20 protein-coding genes are annotated in these 26,086 nt (G+C 70.3%); 16 read left to right on the top strand and 4 right to left on the bottom strand.

Annotated features, from left to right (window positions below):
* Positions 1–575 precede the first annotated feature (575 nt).
* The 7 genes from ACFY9S_RS17785 (at position 576) to ACFY9S_RS17755 (ending at position 8,311) form a co-directional block, all read left to right on the top strand.
* Complete coding sequence (locus ACFY9S_RS17785; RefSeq protein WP_391129077.1) at positions 576–1,949, top strand: aminotransferase class I/II-fold pyridoxal phosphate-dependent enzyme; 1,374 nt, start codon at positions 576–578, stop codon at positions 1,947–1,949.
* A 4-nt stretch (positions 1,950–1,953) separates the two neighbouring features.
* Positions 1,954–2,838: an HAD-IIB family hydrolase gene (locus ACFY9S_RS17780; RefSeq protein WP_391129074.1), complete on the top strand. Its 885-nt coding sequence runs from the start codon at positions 1,954–1,956 to the stop codon at positions 2,836–2,838.
* Positions 2,839–2,897: 59 nt separating this feature from the next.
* Positions 2,898–3,971: a Gfo/Idh/MocA family oxidoreductase gene (locus tag ACFY9S_RS17775; RefSeq protein WP_391129071.1), complete on the top strand. Its 1,074-nt coding sequence runs from the start codon at positions 2,898–2,900 to the stop codon at positions 3,969–3,971.
* Between the two features lie 49 nt (positions 3,972–4,020).
* Positions 4,021–5,238 (top strand): MFS transporter, encoded by a 1,218-nt coding sequence (locus tag ACFY9S_RS17770; protein ID WP_391129068.1) that lies wholly within the window; start codon positions 4,021–4,023, stop codon positions 5,236–5,238.
* Between the two features lie 30 nt (positions 5,239–5,268).
* Positions 5,269–6,231 carry a 2,3-diaminopropionate biosynthesis protein SbnA gene (gene sbnA / locus ACFY9S_RS17765; protein WP_391129065.1) on the top strand — a complete coding sequence of 321 codons (963 nt, stop codon included), beginning with the start codon at positions 5,269–5,271 and terminating at the stop codon, positions 6,229–6,231.
* Positions 6,232–6,269: 38 nt separating this feature from the next.
* Positions 6,270–7,277, top strand: a complete 1,008-nt coding sequence (gene sbnB / locus ACFY9S_RS17760; protein ID WP_391129063.1) for a 2,3-diaminopropionate biosynthesis protein SbnB — start codon at positions 6,270–6,272, stop codon at positions 7,275–7,277.
* A 68-nt stretch (positions 7,278–7,345) separates the two neighbouring features.
* A complete protein-coding gene (locus ACFY9S_RS17755; RefSeq protein WP_391129060.1) occupies positions 7,346–8,311 on the top strand; it encodes an ornithine carbamoyltransferase in 966 nt (321 codons plus the stop codon).
* A 33-nt stretch (positions 8,312–8,344) separates the two neighbouring features.
* Here ACFY9S_RS17755 and hemE read toward each other — a convergent pair whose 3' ends face one another.
* On the bottom strand, positions 8,345–9,412 hold the full coding sequence (gene hemE, locus ACFY9S_RS17750) for a uroporphyrinogen decarboxylase (RefSeq protein ID WP_391129058.1): 1,068 nt from the start codon (positions 9,410–9,412) through the stop codon (positions 8,345–8,347).
* A gap of 102 nt (positions 9,413–9,514) precedes the next feature.
* On the opposite strand from hemE, the gene ACFY9S_RS17745 reads away from it, so the two are divergent.
* The 3 genes from ACFY9S_RS17745 (at position 9,515) to ACFY9S_RS17735 (ending at position 12,685) form a co-directional block, all read left to right on the top strand.
* Positions 9,515–10,189: a DUF3000 domain-containing protein gene (locus ACFY9S_RS17745; protein WP_102910909.1), complete on the top strand. Its 675-nt coding sequence runs from the start codon at positions 9,515–9,517 to the stop codon at positions 10,187–10,189.
* 357 nt (positions 10,190–10,546) lie between these two features.
* A complete protein-coding gene (locus tag ACFY9S_RS17740; protein ID WP_003993737.1) occupies positions 10,547–11,209 on the top strand; it encodes a response regulator transcription factor in 663 nt (220 codons plus the stop codon).
* Positions 11,210–11,395: 186 nt separating this feature from the next.
* Positions 11,396–12,685, top strand: coding sequence for an HRDC domain-containing protein (locus ACFY9S_RS17735; protein ID WP_391129055.1), 1,290 nt, complete (start codon positions 11,396–11,398; stop codon positions 12,683–12,685).
* A gap of 75 nt (positions 12,686–12,760) precedes the next feature.
* Here ACFY9S_RS17735 and ACFY9S_RS17730 read toward each other — a convergent pair whose 3' ends face one another.
* Genes ACFY9S_RS17730 through ACFY9S_RS17720 form a run of 3 tightly spaced genes read right to left on the bottom strand, consistent with a single transcriptional unit; the run spans position 12,761 to position 15,839 of the window.
* The gene (locus tag ACFY9S_RS17730; RefSeq protein WP_391129052.1) at positions 12,761–13,591 is read right to left on the bottom strand and encodes an ABC transporter permease subunit; all 831 of its coding nucleotides are present in this window, start codon (positions 13,589–13,591) and stop codon (positions 12,761–12,763) included.
* The gene (locus ACFY9S_RS17725; protein WP_391129049.1) at positions 13,588–14,526 is read right to left on the bottom strand and encodes an ABC transporter permease subunit; all 939 of its coding nucleotides are present in this window, start codon (positions 14,524–14,526) and stop codon (positions 13,588–13,590) included. Before ACFY9S_RS17725 ends, ACFY9S_RS17730 begins: the two co-directional genes overlap by 4 nt.
* A complete protein-coding gene (locus ACFY9S_RS17720; RefSeq protein WP_391129046.1) occupies positions 14,526–15,839 on the bottom strand; it encodes an extracellular solute-binding protein in 1,314 nt (437 codons plus the stop codon). Before ACFY9S_RS17720 ends, ACFY9S_RS17725 begins: the two co-directional genes overlap by 1 nt.
* Positions 15,840–16,003: 164 nt before the next feature.
* On the opposite strand from ACFY9S_RS17720, the gene ACFY9S_RS17715 reads away from it, so the two are divergent.
* The 6 genes from ACFY9S_RS17715 (at position 16,004) to ACFY9S_RS17690 (ending at position 26,075) form a co-directional block, all read left to right on the top strand.
* Positions 16,004–18,373, top strand: a complete 2,370-nt coding sequence (locus ACFY9S_RS17715; RefSeq protein WP_391129043.1) for a glycoside hydrolase family 2 protein — start codon at positions 16,004–16,006, stop codon at positions 18,371–18,373.
* A complete protein-coding gene (locus tag ACFY9S_RS17710; protein ID WP_391129040.1) occupies positions 18,370–19,404 on the top strand; it encodes a substrate-binding domain-containing protein in 1,035 nt (344 codons plus the stop codon). Before ACFY9S_RS17715 ends, ACFY9S_RS17710 begins: the two co-directional genes overlap by 4 nt.
* A 239-nt stretch (positions 19,405–19,643) precedes the next feature.
* Positions 19,644–20,861 (top strand): acetyl-CoA C-acyltransferase, encoded by a 1,218-nt coding sequence (locus ACFY9S_RS17705; RefSeq protein ID WP_102911807.1) that lies wholly within the window; start codon positions 19,644–19,646, stop codon positions 20,859–20,861.
* Positions 20,858–22,987, top strand: coding sequence for a 3-hydroxyacyl-CoA dehydrogenase NAD-binding domain-containing protein (locus ACFY9S_RS17700; protein ID WP_391129037.1), 2,130 nt, complete (start codon positions 20,858–20,860; stop codon positions 22,985–22,987). Before ACFY9S_RS17705 ends, ACFY9S_RS17700 begins: the two co-directional genes overlap by 4 nt.
* 164 nt (positions 22,988–23,151) lie before the next feature.
* Entirely contained in the window at positions 23,152–24,591 is a 1,440-nt protein-coding gene (locus ACFY9S_RS17695; protein ID WP_391129034.1) for a cellulose binding domain-containing protein, read from the top strand.
* Between the two features lie 83 nt (positions 24,592–24,674).
* A complete protein-coding gene (locus tag ACFY9S_RS17690) occupies positions 24,675–26,075 on the top strand; it encodes a polysaccharide deacetylase family protein (protein WP_391129031.1) in 1,401 nt (466 codons plus the stop codon).
* The last annotated feature ends 11 nt before the right edge of the window (positions 26,076–26,086 follow it).

Below are 26,086 nucleotides of genomic sequence, written 5' to 3'. Positions count from 1 at the left end.
TTTCCGTCCGACACGGAGGAAACAGACTGGGCGTGACGTGACACTACTCGGAAACACTCCCTCTGCGTATTGCCGGGAGAACACACCGTAACAAGGCCGGAAGTGACTCGCGAAAGCAGGTCGGCAAGAAGTGAAGGCCGTCACACCGGCCCACGGAGTCCACTCGAGGGCATACGCCCTGCTGGTCGCGCCATAGGCGGAGAACCGGCAGAAAATTGCCGGTCGCCGACCGGTCGCCCGCCCTGTTCCGAGACCCCCTCCCGGAATTCCATCGCTGCAAAGAAACGGCAAAAGGCTGCCGGTTGACGGGCGTCGTCAACCGCTGGCAGCATCACCGGCGTGTGCCGCTCACCTATCCATTGCGGAATGGTTGCATACGATCCTCACGAGCATGAGGAGCGGATTTCCGACCGCATTCAGCGCACCGCTCAATTCGCTTCGATTCATCAATCCAGCTCGCCACCAGGGCATTCCACGACCACTTGTCCGCCGCATTTCTCTCGCCTACAGCCAAGCGATCACGCAGGTTTTTCCGCTGTCCAACGCTTCGGACACTTCACACCCCAGGAGTACGCATGACCGTCTCCACCGCCGAGCCCGCCGGCACGATCACCGGCTCTCCCCTTCTCGGGGACAGCAGCAGTCTGCACCGGGTGGTCCAGGACCTCGCCCGGGGCGTGAGGGCCGCCCATCCCGTGCGGGAGACCCTCGCCAATCGGGAACTGGCGAAGGTCCTCTCGTCCTGGGAGTCCTCCCCCGCTCCCCTGCACCCCGACGCGCTCGTCGCTCCTCTCTTCCCCGAGCCGCCGCCCGCGGCGGGGGTCCCCTTCCTGCCGAAGGAGCGGCTGCTGTCGCGGGAGGAGAAGAGCGCAGCCGCCGACGCCTTCACGCGGGTGCTGGAGACCTGCGAGTTCACGAGCGGTCCCGCGGTCACCGCCTTCGAGGACGCCGTGGCCGGCTACCTGGCTCTGTCCTGCGCCGTCGCGACCGGCAGCGGGACCGACGCGCTCATCATCGCCCTGCGTGCCGTGGGAGTCGGGCCGGGCGATGAGGTGATCATGCCGGCCAACAGCTTCGCCGCCACCGAGAACGCGGTCTTCGCCTGCGGTGCCGTGCCCGTGCTCGCCGATGTGACCACGCCGGACGGCAACCTGGACCCGGAGTCGGTGGCGGAGCGGATCACCCCGCGCACCGTGGCGGTGCTCCCCGTCCATCTGTACGGCAAGCTCGCCGACATGGCCGGACTGCGTGCCGTCGCCGACCGGCACGGGCTGCGGATCGTCGAGGACGCCTGCCAGGCGCTCGGGGTGACCGGTGTGGGGCAGTACTCCGACGCGGCCGCCCTCAGCTTCAACCCGTACAAGAACGTCGGGCTGTGCGGGAAGGCCGGTGCCGTCGTCACCGGCTCGGCCGAGATCGCCGAGCGCTGCCGGGTGATCGGCTACCACGGCTTCGAGCCGGGCCGGAAGAACGTCAAGTGCGAGGCGTTCGGGCTCAACGCGCGCATCGACAACACCATGGCCGCGATCGGCCTCGCCCTGCTTCCCTGGACCAGTCTGCGCGGGCTGCGGCGCACGTACCTCGCCCGGCGTTACGTGGACGCGCTGCGCCCCCTCGCCGAGGAGGGCGTGCTCGAAACGCCCGCCTTCGCCCCCGACCACTCCTGGCACCTGTTCCCCGTGCTGCCGGCCGGCGGTGGGGCGGTCCGCGACGCCGTGCTGGAGGACCTGGCGCGGGCGAGCCGGGTGGAGTCGGACGTCTACTACCCCGTCCTGACGCACCGGCAGGGGACACCGGTGCGCGAGCGGCTCTTCGGACAGGCACACCTGCCGCGGACCGAGTGGCTGCACCACCGCGTGCTGCACCTGCCGCTGCACGCGGGTCTGTCCCTCGGCGAGCAGGACCGCGTGGTCGAGGCGCTGTACGCCGCGATGCGCCGGGCCCGGTGACGGCATGACCGACACCCTGCCGTCCGATGCCACCGGCGGCCCGGCCCCGGGTCCGCCGCCCCATCTGCGTCTGCCGGAGCCGGCCGGCTGGGCCGCGTTCTCCGACTTCGACGAGACCTACCTGGCCCATGCCGCGACCCGCGAACAACGCGCGCACCTGGCCGCGCTGGAGGAGTTCCTGCTGACGGAGGCCGGGGACCACGGCCTGCTGTTCGGTTGGGTCACCGGCAGCTCGCTGGCCTCCGTACGGGAGAAGATGGCACGCTGCGGCGCCCGCGTCCTGCCGCACTTCGTGGCCGGCGCGCTGGGCACCGAGCTGACGTTCTTCCCCGACGGCGTCGCCCGCCCGGACCCCGAGTGGCGGCAACTGCTGCGGGACAGCGGCTTCGACCGGGCCCGGGTCGCGACGGCCGTGGACCGCCTCGCCCGGCACGGAGTCGAGCTGTTCCCGCAGAACGCCCCGCACACCGGGAACCCGACCGAGTTCCTGGTCAACTACTACTTCCGCTCCCTCGGCGCCCCGCAGCGCGACGAGCAGAGCCTCGACCTCGTGCGGGACCTCGCCGACGAGTACGGCCTCGGGATCAACGTGAGCCGCTGCAACCCCGCCACCGGGGATCCCGCGGACTGCTACGACGTCGACTTCCTCCCTCAGGTGTGCGGGAAGCGCAACGTCGTCCGGCACCTGTGTGCCCGTTTCGGTGTCGCGCCGGAGCGGACCCTCGCGTTCGGCGACAGCGGCAACGACCTGGAGATGCTGGGCGCCGTGCGCCACGGCTACCTCGTCGCCAACTGCACGCCCGAAGCCAGGAGCCGCTTCCCGCAGGTGTCGCCCCACCCGCACACCCAGGCTCTCCTCACCGCCTTCCGTCACCACCTCGGCCGCTGACCCGCTCCCCCGGTCCGGCAGGTCCGGGCCGGCGGGCCGTCCCTGAAAAGAGGCAGACCATGCAGATAGGAATCATCGGCGCCGGCGGCATCGCTCTCGCCCACCTGCGCGCCGCCGAGACCGTCCCCGGCGTCGAACCGGCCGGCGTGTACGACGTGCTGCCGGACAAGGCGGCGGAGCTGGCCGAACGCTTCGGCTGCCCCGTCTTCTCCTCGACGACCGAGCTGTACCGGCATGTCGACGCCGTCGTCATCGCCTCGCCCAACCACACGCACGCCGACTACGCCGTGGAGGCCGTCCGGCACGGCAGGCACGTCCTGTGCGAGAAGCCGATGACGACGACGGTGGCGGAGGCCGAGCGCATCACCGCGCTGGCCGAGGAGAGCGGCCTGGTGTGCGCCATGGGCTTCAACTACCGCTATCTGGAGGCCATCGGCGAGATCAGGAACCTGGTTCGGAGCGGGGAGCTGGGTTCCATCCTCTTCGCGGAGGCCGGCTTCCGGCGCGGCAGCGCGCTGACCCGCTCCCGTTTCACCTGGCGGGACAGCGCCCTGGGCCGTTCCACCAGCGGCTCCCTCGGCGACCTGGGCGTGCATCTGGTCGACATGCTCGACTGCCTCTTCGACAGCCCGGTCGACAGCACGAGCTGCCGCACCAAGCTCCAGGTCAACGTGCCGCAAAAGGAGGGCCAGGACGTCCAGGTCGACGACTACGCCTTCGTCAGCGGCCGTCTGGAGAACGGCACCTTCTTCAACCTGGTCACCTCCAAGTCCTCGTTGCCGGAGGAGCTCGGCTTCTCGCTGAAGATCATCGGCGACCGCAAGGAGCTGTACTACCACTCCAAGGACGACACGACGTACTTCCTGAAGTCCCGTGTCACCTGGGAGCAGGGCACGTTCGCCCGCGAGGAGACGCTCGCCTCGCCGCCCGGTGAGGTGCCCGGCTGGAGCGACACCTTCCGGCACCAGTTGCGGGAATGGCGCGACGAGGTCACCGCGCGGGACACCGGCAGCGCACGGAGCTCCGACAGTGCCCTGGCCTCCTTCGGCGACGGGCTGCGCAGCCAGCGGGTGCTGGAGTGCCTGCTGGCGGGCGACCAACAGTACGTGCTCGCCTCTTCGGTGACCTCGTGACACCGCGCGACGCACACGGCGGCGGCGCCGCGAGGAGGAGGAACCTCTGGTGACCGAAACCTCGGCGCGGGCCGCGCCACCCGACACCACCGTGACGCGGCCCCTGTTCAGCCCGTTCGCCGTCGTCGCGTCGTGTGTGGGCTTCGCCCTGATCGGGGCCCTGCAGGCGCTGTACGGCCCGGCGATCCCCGCGTTCCGCACGGAGTTCGGCCTGTCGCCGGCCGGCGCCGGGCTGAGCCTGAGCGCTCACTTCGTCGGCGGAGTGGCCGGTGTGCTGCTGCTCAACCGGGTGCACGGCCGGCTGGGCAACAGAACCCTGCTGTCCGCCTCGTACGCGCTGATGGCTCTCGGCGGGGCCGGCTTCGCGCTGGCCTCCGCCTGGCCGTGGGCGCTGGTCTGCGCGCTGGTGACCGGGGTGGGCTTCGGCGGCATCGACTACGGGCTCAACCAGCTGTTCTCGGTGGGGTTCGGCCGCCGCAGCCCGGCCATGCTCAACATCATCGGCGCGGCCTACGGCCTCGGTGCTGTGGGCGGCCCCGCGCTCCTGGGGCTGCTGGGCCCGGGCGAGTACCCGGCCGTCTTCGCCGGATTCGCCGCGCTGTCCGCCGTTCTGGTGCTGGCGCAGCGCGGCGTCCGCGAGGGCGGGGAGACGCCCCCGCCGCCGTCCGACGAGCAGGGCGAGGAGGGCAAGGGAGGGACTTCGGGACTGCGGGCATCGGTGGCCCTGGTCGTCACGGTCTTCATCGTGCTGTACGTCCTGATGGTGGCGGTGGAGACCGGAGTCGGCGGCTGGGAGCCGACGCATCTGGAGTCCGTCGGGCACGACGCGGCGACCGCGGCCACGGCGACCTCGGCCTTCTGGCTGATGGTGACCGTGGGACGGCTGCTGGTCGCACCGCTGACGCTCCGCTGGTCCGTGCAGACGATCATGGTCGTCAGCTCCGTCGGCATGGTGGTCTGCCTCCTGCTCGCCCTCATCCCGGCGGCGGCGCCGTACGCGTACGCCGGTGTCGGCCTCTTCCACGCGCCGATCTTCCCCACAGGGCTGCCGTGGCTGTCCCGGGCGGTACCTCGGGCGCGACGGGCCGGAGCCTATGTGATCGCCGCTTCGATGATCGGCGGGGTGGCCGCCGGGCCGGTGCTGGGCAAGGGCATCGAACTGGCCGGTGTCGACGCCGTACCGGTGCTGCTGGCCCTGCCCGCGGCCGGTTGTCTCGCGGCCACCTGGTGGCTGATCCGGGCCACCGGGGACCGTCCGCCGTCCTGAACCGCGAACTCGCTCACGTGAGAGGCTGTCATGCTGTACGAGAACGCCGAGGACGTCATTCTCGACGATATCTTCCTCGGTCTTTCCGGCTTCGTCCCCGGAGTGGAACTCGCCCTGAAGCTGGAGGGGTTGAACCCGGCCGGGTCGATCAAACTGAAAGCGGCCGTTGGACTCGTGGAGGCCGCCGAGAACAGCGGCGGCCTCACCCCCGGCGGCCATGTCATCGAATCCTCGTCGGGCAACCTGGGCATCGCGCTCAGCTCCGTCTGCGCGTCCCGGGGATACGCCTTCACCTGCGTGGTGGACCCGAACACCTCGCAGCAGAGCAAGGCGTTGATGCGAGCCCTGGGAACCGAGGTGGTCCTGGTAGGCGAGCGCGACGCGTGCGGTGGCTATCTGCAGTCCCGCATCGACTACATAGCGGCACGACTGCGCGAGCACCCGTCGCTGGTGTGGCCGAACCAGTACGCGAACCAGGCCAACCCCCAGGCGCACCACGACACGACCGCACCCTCGATCATCAAGCAGTTCCCCACGGTCGACCACCTGTTCGTCGGAGCGGGCACCACCGGGACGCTGATGGGTGTGGCCCGGTACTTCCGGCACTACTCGCCGCACACCCGGATCGTCGCCGTGGACACGGAAGGGTCGATCACCTTCGGCTTCCCTCCGGGCCCCCGGCGCATCCCCGGACTCGGCACCAGCCGCCGGCCCGAGATCTTCCGCCCCGGTCAGGCCGACGAGACCGTCCTGGTGCCCGAGGCGGACGCGATCCGCATGTGCCGCCGGCTCGCGGCCGAACGCGGTCTGCTCCTCGGCGGATCGACCGGAGCGGTGCTGGCGGGTGTGCAGCGTCTGCGCGCGGACCTTCCCTCCGGGTCCCGGGTGGTGGCGATCTCCCCGGACAACGGAGACCGCTACCTCCAGACCGTCTACAGCGACGCATGGGTCCTCGACCACTACTCCCCCGCCGCCCTGGAAACGGCCGGATGACCCCCGCGAACACCGTCTCGGGAGAACAGGAACAGAACATGCTCGAATTCAGCGTCATAGGCGGCCGGACGGCCCGGCAGATCATCGCCGACCACCGTCCCGGCATCGTGAGCGAGGTCAGGGAGACCTACCTCACCCACCGGGCCGGGGACACGGTGAACCCGGACAGCTACTTCCTCCGCTTCCCGGAGAAGCCGGACAGCCGGATCATCGCCCTGCCCGCCTATCTCGGCGGCAAGCACGGACTGGCGGGGATCAAGTGGATCTCCAGCTTCCCGCGCAACATCGAGCGGGGCGTGCCCCGCGCCTCGGCGGCCCTGCTGCTCAACGACTACACGACCGGCTACCCCTTCGCCCTGCTGGAGGCGTCCCAGATCAGCGCCGCCCGCACGGCGGCCTCCGCGGTCCTCGCCGCCGAGGTGCTCACGGGCGGCACCGCCGCACGGCGGATCCTGCTGGTGGGCGGCGGCATCATCGCCCGCAACATCACGGAGTTCTTCGCCGCCCGGGGCTGGACCTTCGACAGCCTCGCGGTCCACGACCGCAGCCCGGAGTACGCCGCGGCGCTGGCCGACCACACCTCCACCCGGCTCGGGTACGCCTCGGAGGTGGTGTCCGACCTGCCGGCCGAGCTGGAGAAGGCCGACCTCGTCGTCCTCGCCACCACGGCCGCCCTGCCGCACATCGTCGATCCGGACGCCTTCGCCCCGGGCCAGGTGGTGCTGAACATCTCGCTGCGGGACATCGCGCCGGAGCTCATCGTGGAGTCGTACAACGTGGTCGACGACGTCGAGCACTGTCTCAAGGCCGACACCTCCGTGCACCTGGCCGAGCAGAAGTACGGCCACCGCGACTTCATCACGGGGACGCTGGCCGACGTCATGCGGGGCGACGCCGTGGTGGGAGACGACAGGCCCGTGGTCTTCTCGCCGTTCGGACTCGGCGTCCTGGACCTCGCGGTCGGCGCCTTCGTCTACCAGAAAGCCGTGGAGACCAACTCCCACACCGTCATCGAGGACTTCTTCGGGGAGACCCGGCGCTGGTGAACCGCCGGCTCGCAGCCACCCGTCATCCGCTCGCGCCTGTCACCACCCCTTCCGAAAGAGGACAAGCCATGCAGCCCGCCCGGTTCGTTCCCGGCCCGCCCGTTCCCCAGCCGGAGCGCGGAATCTTCTCCCTCGGTGAACTGACGTCCGAGACCGTGCACCGCCTGGCGCGCCGCGCCTGCGACTTCTACGACGACCCGGACGCCGGCGGACGCCCGCTGCACGGCCGGACGGTCGGGGTCCTGTTCACCCGGACCTCCACCCGGACCCGCACGGCGTTCACGGCGGGCGCCATCAAACTCGGGGGTGCGCCCGTGCCGTTCGGTCCGGACGATCTCCAGACGAACACGGGCGAGTCGCTGGAGGACACCGGCCGCGTGCTCGGTTCCATGCTGGACCTGCTGGTGGCCCGGACCGCGGGCCCGATCCGCGAGCTGCGCACGCTCTCCGCCTCCGGAGGCATCCCGGTGGTCAACGCCATGGCGACCGAGGAGCATCCCACCCAGGGCATCTGTGACCTGGCCACCATCTCCCTGGTCAGGGGCGGCCTCGAAGGCGTGAGTGTCCTGTACGTCGGAGAGGGCAACAACACGGCGGCCGCCCTCGCCCAGGGGCTCTCGCACGTCCCCGGCTGCCGGGTCACCTTCGCCACCCCGCCCGGGTACGGGCTCCCCGCACAGGTGCTGGAAGAGGCCGCCGAGCGTGCCGCCGAGTACGGCGCGGAGGTGGCCGAGACCCACTCTCCGGACGAGCTGCCCGACCGGGTCGACTTCGTCTACACCACGCGCTGGCAGACGACCGGCACCAGCAAGGGCGACGCGCACTGGCGGGAGGTGTTCCGGCCCTTCCACGTCGACGAGGCCCTCATGAACCGCTGGCCGGACGCCTGGTTCCTGCACGACCTGCCGGCGCACCGCGGTGACGAGGTCGCGGCCGGGGTGCTGGACGGGGAGCGGTCCGTGGCCTGGATCCAGGCCCGGATGAAGCTCACCAGCGCCATGGCCGCACTCGAATGGGCGGCCGGGACGGCCTGAGCCCCCGACGGTGGCGGGCGGGCCCGGGCCGCCTCAGCGCGCGGTCTGCGTGTGCACGTGCTCCACCAGCCGCGTCAGCGCGTCCGGGTCGGTGGAGGGCATGACGCCGTGGCCCAGGTTGAAGATGTGGCCCTCCAGGTCCTGCGCCGAGGCCAGGACCTCGCGGGTCTTCGCCTCGACGGCCTCCGTCGGGGCGAACAGCACGGTCGGGTCCAGGTTGCCCTGGAGGGCCTTGCCGGGGCCGATGCGGCGGGCGGCCTCGTCCATCGGGACGCGCCAGTCGACGCCGACGACGTCCGCGCCGGCCTCACCCATGAGGCCGAGCAGTTCGCCGGTGCCGACACCGAAGTGGATGCGCGGGACGCCGTAGCCGGCCACGGCCTCGAAGACCTTCGCCGAGGCGGGCAGCACCGAGCGGCGGTAGTCGACGGGGGCCAGCGCACCGGCCCAGGAGTCGAACAGCTGCACCGCCGAGGCGCCCGCCTCGATCTGCACCTTCAGGAACGCGGCGGTGATGTCCGCGAGGCGGTCGAGCAGGTCGGCCCACAGCTCCGGGTCGCCGTACATCATCGCCTTGGCGTTCTCGTACGTGCGGGACGGGCCGCCCTCGACGAGGTAACTGGCGAGGGTGAAGGGGGCGCCGGCGAAGCCGATGAGGGGCGTGGCGCCGAGCTCGCGGGTCAGCAGGCCGATGGCCTCGGTGACGTAGGAGACGTCCTCGGGGGTCAGGTCACGCAGCTGCGCGAGGTCGGCGCGGGTGCGGATCGGGTGCTCGACGACCGGGCCGACACCGGGCTTGATGTCGAGGTCGATGCCGATGGCCTTGAGCGGGACGACGATGTCGCTGAAGTAGATCGCCGCGTCCACGCCGTGCCGGCGCACCGGCTGGAGGGTGATCTCGGTGACCAGCTCGGGCCGCATGCAGGATTCGAGCATCGCGATGCCCTCGCGCACCTTGCGGTACTCCGGCAGTGAGCGCCCGGCCTGCCGCATGAACCACACCGGCGTGTGCGGCACGGGCTCGCGCCGGCAGGCCTTGAGGAAGGCGGAGTCGTATGCGGCGGACGGCTGCTGGGCCCGGGGGGCGTCGTTGGCACTCACGGGGCCAAGTTTCGCACGCCGCCGGACAGCACTATTCAGCCCCTGGAGAGGCGCGGGGTGTCTAGCCCCGCACGTGGGCTCCGGTCCCCGTAATCTTCCCGCATGGCTGCGGCTCAGGGACGACTGTCGGACGGCGCTGGCGGTATGGACGAAGCGAAGGACACCGAGAACGACCGGCGGGAGGCGGACTCCGCCCCGCTGCCCTTCCGGGCCGCCGTCGACGCGCTGCGGGCGGCGCGGCTGCGGCCCCAGATCGAGGTCGAGCCGACGCCCGCGCCGAAGCGGCTCGCCCCCTACTCCTATGCGCTGGAGGCGGCGGTCGTCGACGGCGACCAGGACCTGGCCGACGGCCGGCTGGTGCTGTTGCACGACCCGGCCGGGCACGACGCGTGGCGGGGCACGTTCCGGCTGGTGACGCTGGTGCGCGCAGAGCTGGAGCCGGAGATGGCGGCGGATCCGCTGCTGCCGGAGGTGTGCTGGTCCTGGCTGACCGGTGCGCTGCAGACGCGTGGGCTGACGTACGGGGAGCCGAGCGGCACCGTCACGCGCGCGAGCTCCCACTACTTCGGCGGGCTGTCCGCGCGCCCGGCCGCGTCGCAGATCGAGATCCGCGCGTCGTGGACGCCGCGTGAGGGCCTGGGCGGAACTCCGGACACGGCGGCGCACCTTGCGTCCTGGTGCGATCTGCTCGCCCAGATCGCGGGGCTGCCCCCGGCCGGTCCGGGTGACGCGTCCGTGGTGTCACTGCCCCAGCGGCGAGGGCCGCAGTCCCGCTGATCGACTCCTGATCAGCCCTTGATCAACCCCTGATCGACCTCTGACCGCCCCGCACTGATCGACCTTGTGCGGGGCGGTCAACCATGTCATGCCGACGATCACACCTGAGTACCCCTCTTGGCCGAATCACTTTGTCGATACGGCCACTTTCGACCGCGTACCGACGCAGACCGAAACCGTTCCACCTTCGAATGATCGACCGCGTGTCCGAATTGCACGGATTGTTATCACTGAATCGTGATCATTCTCTAAAGGCGGACGGGTTCGGTGCCGAAGACGACTGTGACCTTGAAAGCACGGTTCGTCCCGGCTTCACCCCCAAGAGCCGGCCCCGTCCCGCCACCCCCAGGAGGCCTGGTGTCCGTTCTCCTCGAGCAGCCCGCAAGCCTGGTCGCCTACCGCCCGAACAAGCCGACCGCCATGGTGGTCGTGGCCGACCCGCGCGTCCGCTCCACCGTCACCCGCCACCTGTGGGCGCTCGGTGTGCGCGACGTCATCGAGGCCTCGTCCATCGCGGAGGCTCGTCCCCGCATCGGCAACCCCCGCGACATCTGTGTCGCAGACGTCCACCTGCCGGACGGTTCCGGCCTCACCCTGCTGTCGGAGACCCGCGCCGCGGGCTGGCCCAACGGGCTCGCCCTCTCCGCCGCCGACGACATCGGCGCCGTGCGCAACGCACTCGCCGGCGGAGTGAAGGGTTATGTCGTCACCGGCACCCGTACCAACGTCGGGCTCCCCACCCGGCCGGGCGCCGCCCCCATCGGCGCCGCCGCCGCGCGACTGCACCGCCGCCCCCCGGGCGCTCCGAGCCACCCGGGCGGCTACCGCGAACTGTCGGGCCGCGAGGTCGAGGTGCTGCGACTGGTCGCCGAAGGCCAGTCGAACAAGGCGATCGGCGTCTCGATGGGCCTGTCCGCCCTGACCGTCAAGAGCCACCTCGCCCGCATCGCCCGCAAGCTCGGTACGGGCGACCGTGCCGGCATGGTCGCGGTGGCACTGCGGACCGGGATCATCCACTGACCCGCTCCGCCGTGACCCTTCGTGATCCCTCCTTCACGTGAACGGGACCGGCCGTCGGCCCCGTTCACATCACGTACGGTTCGCGAACCCGCCGCTTCCCCGACATGACTGGTTTGCGACCCTCGGGCGCCCGTCGACGGAACGTTCCGTCGACGGGCGTCGGCCATACATGGATACCCTTGACATGTGACCGACGCCCACGACACCGCAGCAGACAGCTCACTGCGAACCACCGGAGGCGCTCCTCCGGACGACGGCGGATCTTCTGCTACGGAGGCGCCGATCCCTTTGCTGGAACCACGTGAGGGCATTCCGCCCGTCATCGCGGACGAGGCCGCCCTGACCCGGGTGATCGCCGCCTTCGAGGCGGGATCCGGGCCCGTCGCCGTCGACGCCGAGCGCGCGTCCGGCTACCGCTACGGACAGCGCGCCTACCTCGTGCAGCTGCGCCGCACCGGCGCCGGAACGGCCCTGATCGACCCCGTGGCCTGCCCCGACCTGTCCGCCCTCGGTGACGCCCTGTCCGGCGTCGAGTGGGTGCTGCACGCCGCCACCCAGGACCTGCCCTGCCTACGCGAGATAGGCATGGTGCCGACGCGGCTGTTCGACACGGAACTGGCCGGGCGCCTCGCCGGGTTCCCCCGGGTCGGCCTCGGCGCGATGGTCGAGAGCGTGCTGGGCTTCCTCCTGGAGAAGGGGCACTCCGCCGTCGACTGGTCGACCCGGCCCCTGCCCGAGCCCTGGCTGCGCTACGCGGCGCTGGACGTCGAGCTGCTCGTCGACCTGCGCGACGCGCTGGAGAAGGAGCTGGACCGGCAGGGCAAGCTGGAGTGGGCCCGCCAGGAGTTCGACGCGATCGCCTCGGCTCCCCCCCCGGAGCCCCGCAAGGACCCGTGGCGGCGTACGTCCGGCATGCACAAGGTCCGCCGCCGACGGCAGCTGGCCGTCGTACGGGAGCTGTGGCAGACCCGGGACCGGATCGCCCAGCGGCGTGACGTGTCGCCGGGCAAGGTGCTCGGGGACGCGGCGATCGTGGAGGCGGCACTGGCGCTTCCGGCCGATGTGCAGGCGCTGGCCGCGCTGAACGGTTTTGGACACCGCGTGGGCAAGCGGCAGCTGGAGCAGTGGCAGGCGGCGGTGGACCGGGCGAAGGCGCTGAGCGAGGCGCAGCTGCCGCAGCCGGGGCAGCAGGTGACCGGGCCTCCGCCGCCGCGCGCCTGGGCCGACAAGGACCCCGCGGCCGCCGCGCGGCTGTCCGCCGCCCGGGCCGGGGTGTCGGCGCTGGCCGAGCAGGTCAACATGCCGCAGGAGAACCTGATCACGCCGGACACGGTGCGGCGGGTGTGCTGGGAACCGCCGGCGGTGGTGAACGCGGAGACCGTCGCGGCGGCGCTGGCCGGCCACGGGGCGCGGCCGTGGCAGGTGGAGCGGGTGACGCCGGTGTTGGTGACCGCGTTGTCCGCCGAAGCGCCGTAGGGAACCCTCGCGCGCGGCGGCTGCGGGTCGTCCGTGGCTGTTCGCGCGGTTCCCCGTGCCCCTCGGGGGGCGTCCTCACTTGGTCGCCCCCCTGGTGAAACCGTTGTAGATGAACCGCTGGAGGAACAGGAAGACGGCCAGAGTGGGGACGATCACCAGGATCGCCCCTGCCGAGATCGTCTCCCAGTGGGCGCCGAACGGGCCCTTGAAGCGGAACAGCGACGTCGAGATCACGCCAAGATCTTCGGAGGGCATGTAGAGGAAGGGGATGTAGAAGTCGTTGTAGACGGTGATCCCCTTCACGATCACGACCGTCGCGATCGCCGGTTTCAGCAACGGGAAGATGATCTTGCGGTAGACGGTGAAGGCGTTGGCGCCGTCGATGCGGGCCGACTCGTCCAGGGACACCGGGATCGAGCGGACGAACTGCAGGAAGATGTAGATCGAGACGATGTCCGTGCCCATGTAGAGGACGATCGGCGCCCAGAGGCTGTCGAACAGGCCGAAGCTGTTGACGATCTGGAAGGTGGCCACCTGGGTGGTCACGCCGGGGACCAGCGCGGCGATCAGGAACAGGGCCAGGACCCACGCGCGGAAGCGGAACCGGAAGCGGTCGATGGCGTAGGCCGTCATCGAGCCGATCAGGACCGTGCCACCGACGGCGACGACCAGGATGACGGCCGTGTTGCCGAAGGCCGAGAGCATCCGGCCGTCCTGGAACGCCGTCACGTAGTTGTCGAAGTTGAACGGGTCGCCCGGCAGCGCCAGCGCGCCGCTGCCGTCCGCCATCTCCTCCTCCGACTTCAGGGACGTCAGGAACACCGCGGCCAGCGGGAGCAGGACCAGCGCGGTCGCGGCGATCAGCGACAGGTACACGAGGACGCGGGCCACCGCGCGGCGCGTCATACGAGGTCCACCTTGTCGTCGGGGGCGAGGCGACGCTGGACCCAGGTCACCGCGAGGACGATCAGCAGCAGCACGACCGCGGCAGCCGAGGCGAGCCCCGTCTTGTTGAACTGGAACGCCAGCTTCACGGTCTGGATGACGAACGTCTCGGTGCCGGTCGCGCCGCCGGTCATGATGTACGGGATCTCGAAGACCGAGAGCGAACCGGAGATCGAGAGGATCACCGTCAGGCTCAGGACCGGCTTGATGCCCGGCGCGATGATGTGGCGGAACTGCTGCCAGCGGTTCGCGCCGTCCAGTTCGGCCGCCTCGTACAGCTCCCCGGGGATCGACTGGATCGCGCCGAGGAAGAGGACGAAGTTCAGACCCAGGTAGCGCCAGACCGACACGGCGGCCAGGGAGGTGTTCGCCGACTCCGGGGTGCCCAGCCAGGCGCGGTCCGTCTCCACGCCGAACAGGCTCAGCACCGAGTCGAGCGTGCCGCCGTCCTGGAAGAAGTAGAGGAAGACGAAGCCGATCGCGACCCCGTTGATCAGATACGGGAAGAACAGCACGCCCTTGAAGAAGTTCCGGAAGCGGACGTTGAAGCTGAGGATCGTGGCGAAGTAGAGCGCGGCCACGATCTGGACGACGGAGGCCACCAGGTAGTAGCCGCTGACCCAGAAGACCTCGAACAGCTCGGAGCGAGTGAAGAGTTCGGCGTAGTTCTCGGTGCCCGTGTAGCGCAGCTCGGGGCTCACCCCGTCCCAGTCGGTGAAGCTGTACGCGACCATGTTGGTGATCGGCGCGTAGGTGAAGACGATCAGGAGGGTGAGCGGGGCGAGCAGGAAGAGCCAGGGGGTGGCCCCGCGCCAAAGGCGGGCCTGGCGCGGGGCGGGGGCGGCGGCCGCCTCCGCGGCGGCCTTGACGGCCGCCGTCTCGGTCGTGCCCGCCATCAGTTCCCCAGCGACTTCTGGGTCTCGGTCCACTTCTCACCGAGGCCGTCCAGGTAGTCGTCCAGGTCACCCTTCCTGGCGCCCCGGGCCATGTCGACGAGTTCCTTGCGGTAGTCGGGCTTGTTGATGCCGACCTCGGACTGGTTCTCGATGGTCTTCAGCCGGGCGCCCTCGGCGTCGTCGAGGTCGAGGAGCTTGACGCCCGCCTCCTCGTACGGCTTCAGGATGCCGGGCAGCGGGGCGTCCTTGAGCGGGGACAGCGCCAGGTTGTCCTCGGCGTAGCCGGACTTGTCGGTGAACCAGTCGATCCAGGCCCGGGCGGCCTCCTTGTGCTCGGAGTGGACGTTGACGGCTTGGTTGTAGTCGGGCGACGTCACCGCGCAGAACGTGCCGTCCTTCTGGGCGGGGAAGGGCATGAACCCGATGTCGCCCGGGTCGGTGCCGGCCTGCTTCGCCGCGCCCTGCATCTGGATGACCGCCCAGGAGCCGAGCCACATGGTGGCGATCTCGCCCTTGGCCAGCCTGGGCTTGGAAGCCTCCCAGTTGGTGGTCGTCGGGTCCTTCTCGACGAGCCCCTCGTGCACGATGTCGTACAGCAGCGTGTCCGCCACCCGCAGCTCGCCGCCCTCGGCCCAGGGGTTGCCCTCGGCCCACCTGGTGGTGGCCTGCTCGTCACAGCTGACCGAGCCCCTGACCCCCGTCCACTGGCTGAGCGGCCAGCCGTCCTTGAAGTTGGTGTAGTAGGGGATCGCGTCGGTCTTCGACTTGATCGCCTTGAGGCCGGCGAGGAACTCGGCGGGTGTCGTGGGCCAGTCGGTGACCCCGGCCTCGCGCCACACCTTCTTGTTGTAGATGAACCCCGGCAGCGCGCCGAGCGGGCTCTGGCCGTAGACCTTGCCCTCGACGGTCGTGTAGTCGGTGAAGCGGTACTTCTTGCTCCGCTCCTCCTGGCTGCCCAGCGAGGCGAAGAACCTGGGGTAGTCCTTCTTCTCGATCACCGCCGGGATCATGAGGACGTCGCCGTAGTTCTCCGTGTTCATACGGATCTTGACTTCGCCCTCGTAGTCGGTGATGCCGTCGAACTTCACCGTCACCCCGGGGTAGGTCCTGCCGAACTCGGCGGCGTACTTCTTCATCGTCCCGTCCTGCACGAGGTCGGTCCGGTGGGTGAGGACGGTGATGGTCCCGCGGACGTCGGCGGGATCGTCGGGCGCCTTGGCGTCGGCGCCCTTCGAGGTGCCCGAGGTACCGGTGCAGCCGGACGCCAGCAGGGCGGCGCCCGCGGCCAGGGCGAGGAGGGTACGGCGGTTCATGTGCATCAGCTCCGTTCGCGGAGGGGAACTCGGGACGGACGAGCACGTGCGGTATGGCTGGTTCGGAACTCTGGCAGCGTGCACTCAACCGGTAAAGTCCCAATCCCGCCAACGATGCGAAAACTGACACCCGACGTTTCACTGAACCGGTTAAGGGAGTGCGCATGCTGGAGGCCACACCGCTCGGCGAGGGATGGATCCTGCGGCACGGCCCGGACGCGCTGCCGGCCACCGTGCCGGGGTGCGTGCACACCGACCTGATGGCCGCCGGGGTGATCCCGGACCCGTTCCTCGGCCGGAACGAGACCGAGGTGGCGTGGGTGGGGCATCGGGACTGGACGTACGAGCGGGAGATCGGCGGCTCGTGGGGGCAGGAGCAGACCGACCTGGTCTTCGACGGGCTCGACACCGTCGCCGAGATCTCCCTGGACGGGCGGCTGCTGGGGAAGGTGCGCAACATGCACCGCTCGTACCGGTTCGACGTGACGGGTCTGTCCGGGCGGCTGTCCGTGCGGTTCGTCTCCGCCTACGCCGAGGCCGAGGCCGTGCGGGGCCGGGTGGGCGAGCGGCCCGCCGCCTACGCCGAGCCCTACCAGTACCTGCGCAAGATGGCCTGCTCGTTCGGCTGGGACTGGGGGCCGACCCTGGTGACGGCCGGGATCTGGCGGCCGGTCCGCCTGGAGCACTGGTCGACGGCCCGGATCGCGCGGGTGCGTCCGCTGGTCGCCGTCGAGGAGGGCACCGGCGTCGTCGAGCTGGCCGTCGACGTCGAGCGGACCGGTCGCGAGGCGCCGCTCGCCGTGGAGGCGACCGTCGCGGGGGTGCGGGCGCGGGCCGAGATCGAGGGGGCCGGCGGGGTCGTACGGCTGCGGGTGCCGGACGCGCGGCTGTGGTGGCCGCGGGGGTACGGTGAACAGCCGTTGTACGACGTGGAGTTGAGGCTGCTGCACGGCGAGGACGTGCTGGACGTGTGGCGGCGGCGGATCGGCTTCCGGACCGTGGAGCTGGACCGGCGGCCCGACGCGCACGGCACCGGCTTCACCCTCGTCGTCAACGGCGAGCGGCTCTTCGCGCGGGGGGTCAACTGGATCCCCGACGACGTCTTCCCGTCCCGGATCACCCGCGAGCGCTACCGGGAGCGGCTGGAGCAGGCGGCCGGCGCGGGCGTGGACCTCGTGCGGATCTGGGGCGGCGGGATCTACGAGAGCGAGGACTTCTACGACGCCTGCGACGAACTCGGGCTGCTGGTCTGGCAGGACTTCCCGTTCGCGTGTGCGGCCTACCCGGAGGAGCAGCCGCTGCGCGGCGAGGTGGAGGCCGAGACGCGGGAGAACGTCGTACGGCTGATGCCGCATCCGTCGCTCGTGCTGTGGAACGGCAACAACGAGAACCTGTGGGGCTTCAGGGACTGGGAGTGGGAGCCGAGGCTGGCCGGGAACTCGTGGGGTGAGGGCTACTACCTGGGCGTACTGCCGCGCGTGGTGGCCGAGTTGGATCCCACCCGCCCGTACGCGGCGGGGAGTCCCTGGTCCGGGTCGTGGGACCACCACCCGAACGACCCGGCGCACGGCACCCACCACTCGTGGGAGGTGTGGAACCGGGAGGACTACGCGGACTACCGGCTGAGCGTGCCGCGGTTCGTCGCCGAGTTCGGCTGGCAGGCGCCGCCCGCGTACGCCACGCTGCGCCGGGCGCTGCCCGGGGAGGAGCTCGCGCCGGACTCCCCCGGCATGCTGCACCACCAGAAGGCCGACGACGGCAACGGCAAGCTGGAGCGGGGGCTCCAGCGGCATTTCGCCGTGCCGGACGGGGACTTCGACCGCTGGCACTACCTGACGCAGCTCAACCAGGCGCGGGCGGTCGCGGCCGGGATCGAGCACTGGCGCTCCCACTGGCCGGTGTGCGCGGGCACGATCGTCTGGCAGCTCAACGACTGCTGGCCGGTGACGTCCTGGGCGGCGGTCGACGGGGACGGCCGGGAGAAGCCGCTGTACCACGAGCTGAAGCGGCTGTACGCGGACCGGTTGCCGACGTTCCAGGGGCGGGACGGAGGGCTGGTGCTGGCCGCCGTCAACCAGGGGCCAAAGGAGTGGAGGGGGGCTCTGACCCTGCGGCGGTTGTCCGTCGAGGGAGAGGTGCTGGGCCGAGGGGAGGTGGAACTGGCGGCCGGGAGCCGGGCGGTGGCACGTGTCGACGTGCCGCGGGAGCTGACGCCCGCCGGGCCCGGGGAGTTCCTGGTCGCGGATGTGGACGGGCTGCGGGCGCTGCACTTCCCGGCGCCCGACCGCGAGGTCCCCTACCCGGATCCGGAGTTCGACGTCCGTCTCGCGCCGGGCGGGATCACGGTGACCGCCCGCACCCTGGTCCGGGACCTGCTGCTCCAGGCCGACCGGCTCGATCCCGGGGCGCGGGCCGACCGGGGGCTGGTCACCCTGCTGCCGGGCGAAGAGGTGACCATCGGGGTGCGCGGCTGGAAGACTCCGGACGCCAAGACCGCCCGTTCGGCCCTGTACTGCGTGGAGCCCACTCGATGACGGCAACGCCGACCCCTCGCGTCACCATCAAGGACGTCGCCGCGCGCGCCGGCGTGTCCAAGGGTGCGGTGTCCCTCGCGTTCAACCACAAGCCGGGACTGTCGGAGGCCACCCGGGACCGGATCTTCCTCGCGGCACGGGAGCTGGGCTGGTCGCCGAGCCTCACGGCGCGGACGCTGGCCGGATCGCGCGTGGACGTGGTCGGGCTGGCCGTGTGCCGGCCGGCGCGGGCGCTGGGTCTCGAGCCCTGGTACATGGAGTTCGTCTCGGGCGTGCAGAGCGTGCTGGCCGAGCACTCCAGCTCGCTGCTGCTGAGGCTCGTACGGAACATGGACGAGGAGGTGGGCGCCCAGGAGGCGTGGTGGCGGGGGCGGCAGATCGGCGGGTCGATCCTCGTCGACTTCCGGGCGGACGATCCGCGGGTGGCCATGACGCAGCGGCTCGGGATGCCGGTGGTCGCCGTCGGGCACCCCTCGCTGACCGGTGGACTCACGTCGGTGTGGACGGACGACGCCACGGCCGTGACGGAGGCGGTGCGGTACCTGGCCGCGCTGGGGCACCGGCGGATCGCGCGGGTGGGCGGGGCGGCGGACCTCGGGCACACGGCGATCCGGACGGCGGCGTTCGACGAGACGGCGGGGGCGCTGGCGCTGGCCGGGGCGTGGCAGGTCGCGACGGACTTCTCGGGGGACGCGGGGGCCCGGGCGACGCGGTCGCTGCTGACCGCCGCGCCGGCCGACCGGCCGACCGCGATCGTGTACGACAACGACATCATGGCGGTGGCGGGGCTGGCGGTCGCGGCGGAGATGGGGCTGCGGGTGCCGGAGGACGTGTCGCTGCTGGCCTGGGACGACTCGCAGCTGTGCCGGCTGACGCATCCGACGCTGTCGGCGATGAGTCATGACGTGCACGGGTTCGGGGCGGAGGTGGCCCGGACGTTGTTCTCGGTGATCACCGGGGGTGAGGGTGGGTCGCATCCCGTGCCGACCCCTGTGCTGACGCCTCGGGGGTCCACTGCGCCGCCTCGGTAGGGGCCCGTACGTGGGGTGCGGGCCGTCGTGGGTTGCTCGCGCCCACGCGGTGACAGCCGCAGATCGGGCACAGCCCCTGGCCCCTGAAATGCTGGGCGCCGCGCCACCCGGAGGTGTGACCTTCACCGCTCCGCCTGTCAGGGGTGTGCAGCAACGTTACTCATAAGTAGCATGGGCCTGAGCGCGCGCTCAGCGCATCGCAGCAGCAATGCAGATCCTGACCCTGGAGGAGAGCCATCGTGCCTCGTACCGTCAGGGACGTCGTCTTCGTCGACGGCGTCCGCACCCCGTTCGGCAAGGCGGGCCCGAAGGGCATCTATCACGAGACCCGGGCCGACGACCTCGTCGTGAAGGCGATCCGGGAGCTGCTGCGCCGCAACCCCGGACTCGACCCGAAGAAGATCGACGAGGTCGCCATCGCCGCGACCACGCAGATCGGTGACCAGGGCCTGACCATCGGGCGCACCGCCGGGATCCTCGCCGGTCTCCCGCAGTCCGTGCCGGGCTACTCCATCGACCGCATGTGCGCCGGCGCCCTGACGGCCGTCACCTCGGTCGCCGGTTCCGTCGCCTTCGGCGCCTACGACATCGCCATCGCGGGCGGTGTCGAGCACATGGGCCGTCACCCCATGGGCGAGGGCGTGGACCCGAACCCGCGGTTCGTCTCCGAGAAGCTGGTCGACGAGTCCGCCCTGTTCATGGGCATGACCGCGGAGAACCTGCACGACCGCTACCCGCAGATCACCAAGCAGCGCGCCGACGAGTACGCCGTGCGCTCCCAGGAGAAGGCCGCCAAGGCGTACGCCAACGGCAAGATCCAGGCCGACCTGGTGCCGGTCTCGGTACGCCGCACCTCCCCCGAGGCCGGTGAGACGGGCTGGGGCCTGGTCACCGCCGACGAGCCGATGCGCCCGGGCACGACCCTGGAGAACCTCTCCGGCCTGAAGACCCCGTTCCGTGTGCACGGCCGGGTCACCGCCGGTAACGCGGCCGGTCTGAACGACGGCGCCACTGCCTCGCTCATCGCCTCCGAGGACTTCGCGCGCGAGCACGACCTCCCCGTGAAGATGCGCCTGGTCTCCTACTCCTTCGTGGGCGTCGAGCCGGAGGTCATGGGCTACGGCCCGATCCCGGCGACGGAGAAGGCGCTGGCCCAGGCCGGCCTGTCGATCTCCGACATCGGCCTGTTCGAGATCAACGAGGCCTTCGCCGTCCAGGTACTGGCCTTCCTCGACCACTACGGCATCGCCGACGACGACGAGCGCGTCAACCAGTACGGCGGCGCCATCGCCTTCGGCCACCCGCTGGCCTCCTCCGGCGTCCGCCTGATGACGCAGCTGGCCCGCCAGTTCGAGGAGCAGCCGCACGTCCGCTACGGCCTGACGACCATGTGCGTCGGCTTCGGCATGGGCGCGACGGTCATCTGGGAGAACCCGCACTTCGAGGGGGACAAGTGAGCACCACCGCCGAGCTTCTGAAGCAGGCTTCCGAGCTGTTCCCGGACGAGGTCGTCACGAGTGCGCACGTACGCCACTTCGACCTGCCGCTGGGTGCGGGCCGTTTCGCCCTGATCACCCTGGACAACGGCCACGACCACACCAAGCCGACCACCTTCGGCCCGGCCTCGCTGGCGAACCTGAACACCGCCATCGACCAGGTCGAGAAGGAGGCGGCGGACGGCGAGATCATCGGCGTCGGCATCACCGGCAAGCCGTTCATCTTCGCGGTCGGCGCCGACCTCAAGGGCGTGGAGATCCTCAAGGAGTACGAGCACGCCCTCGCCATCGGCAAGGGCGGCCACGAGGTCTTCAAGCGGCTGTCCAAGCTGGCCGTGCCGACCTTCGCGTACTACAACGGCGCCGCGATGGGCGGCGGTGTCGAGGTCGGCCTGCACTGCACGTACCGGACCGTCTCCTCGGCCGTCCCCGCGTTCTCCCTGCCCGAGGTGTTCCTGGGCCTGGTCCCGGGCTGGGGCGGCTGCACGCTGCTGCCGAACCTGATCGGTCCCGAGAAGGCCGTCTCGGTGATCATCGAGAACAGCCTCAACCAGAACAGGCAGCTCAAGGGCAAGCAGGTCTACGAGCTCGGGATCGCCGACGCGATCTTCGAGGGCGCGGACTTCCTTGAGCAGTCGCTGATCTGGACCGCTTCCGTCCTCAAGGGCGAGCTGGAGATCGAGCGCCCGGTGATCGACCGCGGCGAGGCCTGGGACCAGGCCGTGGCCAAGGGCCGCTTCATCGCCGACTCCAAGGTGCACGGCGCCGCCCCGGCCGCCTACCGCGCCCTGGACATCATCGCCGCCGCCAAGAACGGCGACCTCCAGCAGGGCTACGACGCCGAGGACAAGGCCCTCGCCGACCTCATCATGGGCGGCGAACTGCGCTCCGGCATCTACGCCTTCAACCTGGTGCAGAAGCGCGGCAAGCGCCCGGCCGGCGCCCCGGACAAGAACCTGGCCCGCCCGGTCACCAAGGTCGGTGTCGTCGGTGCCGGTCTGATGGCCAGCCAGCTCGCGCTGCTGTTCCTGCGCCGCCTTGAAGTGCCGGTCGTACTGACCGACATCGACCAGGAGCGCGTCGACAAGGGTGTGGGCTACGTCCACGCCGAGATCGACAAGCTGCTCGGCAAGGGCCGTGTCAACCAGGACAAGGCCAACCGTCTCAAGGCGCTGGTCTCCGGTGTGCTGGACAAGGCCGAGGGCTTCTCGGACGCCGACTTCGTCATCGAGGCGGTCTTCGAGGAGATCGGCGTCAAGCAGCAGGTGTTCGCGGAGGTCGAGGCGGTCGCCCCGGCACACGCCGTCTTCGCGACGAACACCTCCTCCCTCTCCGTCTCGGAGATGGCGTCGAAGCTGAAGAACCCCGAGCGGGTCGTCGGCTTCCACTTCTTCAACCCGGTCGCGGTCCTGCCGCTGCTGGAGATCGTGCGCGGCGAGAAGACCGACGACGCCTCCCTGGCCACGGCCTTCGCCGTCGCCAAGAAGCTGAAGAAGACCGCCGTCCTCACCAAGGACGCCCCGGCGTTCGTCGTGAACCGCATCCTGACCCGCTTCATGGGCGAGATCCAGAACATCATCGACGAGGGCACCCCCGTCGAGGTCGCCGAGAAGGGCGTCGAGCCGCTCGGTCTGCCGATGTCGCCGCTGGTCCTGCTGGAGCTGGTCGGCCCGGCGATCGGCCTGCACGTCTCCGAGACGCTCAACAGGGCGTTCCCGGACCGCTTCACGGTCTCCCCGAACCTCAAGGCGGTCGTCGAGGCGGGCAAGCGCGGCTTCTACGTCTACGACAGCGGCAAGCCCGAGCTCGACCCCGAGGTCGCCGCGCTGCTGAAGCAGGGCGACAGCGTCCTGACGGAGGAGCAGGTCCGCGAGCGCGTTCTGGACGCGGTGGCGCAGGAGATCGGCATCATGCTCGACGAGGGCGTCGTCGCCGAGGCGCAGGACATCGACCTGTGCCTCATCACGGGCGCCGGCTGGCCGTTCCACCTGGGCGGCATCACGCCGTACCTGGACCGCGAGGGTGTCTCCGAGCGCGTGAACGGCAAGAGGTTCCTGGCCCAGGGCGTCGCGAGCGTCCCGGCGTAACGCGATACCCCTGAGGGGGGGGTGGGGCGTACGGTAACAATCCGTGCACCCGCCCCCCTTTCTGTATGCCGCCGCAGATAGGATCCTCACACAATCCGACCATTGTTTACCCGACTCTGACGGTCTCCACCCAAGACCGCAGGGTGCCCCAGAAGGAGTCCTGCGTGGCGTCCCCTCGTCGCCGAACACCCCGACGCCGGGTCTGGCCCAAGATCAGGCTCCTGCTCCTCGTGGCGGTCGTCGCCGCAGGCGGCACGGCGCTCTACCCCGTGTGGAAGGCCGCGAACCCGGATCCGCCCGAGCTGAAGGTCCGCTACCGGACCGACACCCCGGCGACGGCGACGGCGGCCAAGCCGTCGCTGGAGGTCTTCAACGACACGGACAAGCCACTGCCGTTGAGCGATGTGACGCTCCGGTACTGGTTCACCGCCGACGGCTCCGCGTCGTACGCCTTCAACTGTGTCAACGCCGTCTTCGGCTGCTCCAACGTCGCCGGCCGGATCGTCGCGATGGACAAGCCCACGGACACCGCCGACCACTACCTCGAGGTCCGGTTCACGGCCGCAGCAGGTGATCTGAAGCCCGGCGCCAACAGCAAGGGCATCGACCTCCAGCTCTTCCGCACCGACCACGAGAAGCTCGAGCAGTCCGACGACCGCTCCTTCGACGCGGAGATGACCAGCTACAAGGAGGCGGAGAACGTCACCGCCTACAAGCGGGGCGTCCTCGCCTGGGGCGAGGAGCCGGACGGCACCAAGGCGAGCGACGAGAAGAAGACGGCGGCGAAGGCCGCGCCGGAGCCGCCGGCCGCCCCGCCCGCCGGGGTGCTGTTCGACGACTTCACCTACCAGGGCCCCAAGGACCCGGCCCTGTTCAAGCACGGCTGGCTGGTCCGCACCAGCAAGGGCGGCCCGGGCGTCGAAAGCACCTGGTCGGCGAAGGGTGTCAGCTTCCCCACCGCCGAGGGTGCGCACGCCGGCGGCCAGGTGCTGAACCTGCGGGCGAGCACGGACGGCACCAAGGCCGGGACGAAGCAGGCCAGCCTCGGCACGGCCGCCAGCAAGTTCCGCGACGGCACCTACGCGGCCCGTGTCCACTTCAGCGACGAGCCGACCACCGGCGACGCCGGCGACCACGTCAACCAGACCTTCTACACCATCGGCGGCACCGGCTCGAAGTACAGCGAGCTGGACAACGAGTACATGCCGAACGGCGGCTGGGGCCGTCCCGGCCCGAAGCTCGACACCGTGACCTGGTACGACCACAAGACGAACGACCGGGTCTACGAGACCACGAACAAGAGCCTCGACACCTGGCACACCGTGCTGATCAGAGTGAAGGACGGCGTCGTCGCCTACTGGCTCGACGGCAAGAAGCTCTTCCTCAGCAACGGCAAGTACGCCCCGCGCGCGGACATGTCCGTGAACTTCAACCACTGGTTCATCGATCTGCCGTTCAAGGGCGAGCGCGCCTGGGACATGAAGGTGGACTGGCTCTACTACAACGCGAACGACACCCTGTCGGCGAAGCAAGTGCAGTCCGCTGTCGAGGACTTCACCGACGAGGGTATGAACTACTTCGACACGGTTCGGGAGTCCCGGTGAAGAACAGGCGGTCAGGCGCCCACAGGCACGCTGCCGAGGCAACGGAGAACAAGCCGGTGGTGAGCAGGCGCTCCGCTCTGCTGATGGGCGGTACAGGAGGCGTCGCCATGGCCGGCGGCGGCGCGTGGCTGGGCAAGGTGGTGGCACAGCCCGCCGCCGCCCCGGCCGCCGGGGGCGGCATCGGAGGCCTCACCACGCCTCCCCTCTACGCCCCCTCCGGCCGCCGCCCCAAGTACCGCCGGGCCAGTTGGTCCCAGCAGTTCCAGTCGGGCCACGGCTGGACGCCGGGGGGCGCGGGCACCGCGTCGGCCGAGGCGAACGACAAGTCCGCCTTCGTCCGCGGCACTCAGTCGGTCCGGGTGACCACGAACGGCACCGGCAAGCAGAGTTACGTCCGCAAGACGGGCCTGCCGGCGATGAGCCTGACGGGCAAGATGATCCGGCTGGTCTTCCGCGTCGACGACGTGACGAACCTGGCCAAGTGCGTCTTCTACCTGGGCAGCGGTTCCCTCGCGAACCACTTCGCCTGGACGCACCACGTCCACTCCAAGACCTCGGCGAACTACGTCCAGTCCGGGGAGTGGGTGACCGTCCACCTCCAGTGGGCGGACGTCAACGCGGCGGCGGGCACGTACTCCATCGGCGCCAGCGGCAAGCCCTCCACGAAGACCGGCTTCACCGACATGTCGTTCGCCGTGTACGACAACGCGGGCGGTCCGGTGACCTACCGGCTCCAGGCCGTCGAGCTGATACCGGACACGGTCTCGGTCTTCCCCAAGGGCGTCGTCTCCATCACCTTCGACGACTCCCACAAGTCGATCCACGACCTGGCCCGGCCGGTCATGGACCGCTTCGGCTTCCCCGGCACGGTCTACAACATCGCCGACGCCATCGGCACCGGCAGCTTCCTGACCCTCGACCAGATGCGGTCGATGCAGGACTTCTCCGGGTGGGAGATGGGCGGCCACTCGTACGCGAACGCCGTCCACACGGCCAGCTACCCCAAGCTCACCGCCGAGCAGGCCGACGACGACTTCCGCAAGCTGCGCGAGTGGCTGGTCTCCAACGGCTTCACCAGCGAGCACTTCGCCTATCCGCACGGCGCGTTCCAGAAGACCTCCGACGGGGTCCCGGTCGACCAGATCGCGAGCCGGCACTTCACCACGGCCCGGTCGATCATCTCCGAGACCATCGAGTCGTTCGCCCCGGCGATGCCCTATCGCCTCAAGGCGCTGACGGGCATCAACGACGGCACGGGCATCGGCGGCACGGCCCTGTCGAAACTGACGGGCGCGGGCGGCAAGCTCGACCGGTGCGTGAACAACGGCGACTGGCTGATCCTCTGCCTGCACAAGGTCGTCGACGGCGCTCCCAAGACGAGCACCGAGATCGGCACCGCGGGCCTGGAGGCGCTGATGAAGGCGATCGACGACCGGGACATCCCGGTGCTGACGGTCGAGGAGGCCATGGCCTCCTACACCTGAGGTCCGGACAC

The sequence above is a fragment of the Streptomyces sp. NPDC012474 genome (assembly GCF_042955185.1).
Taxonomy (GTDB): domain Bacteria; phylum Actinomycetota; class Actinomycetes; order Streptomycetales; family Streptomycetaceae; genus Streptomyces; species Streptomyces cahuitamycinicus.
The sequence above is the reverse complement of the archived record's forward strand: the minus strand, read 5'-3'. Positions and strand labels throughout refer to the sequence as shown.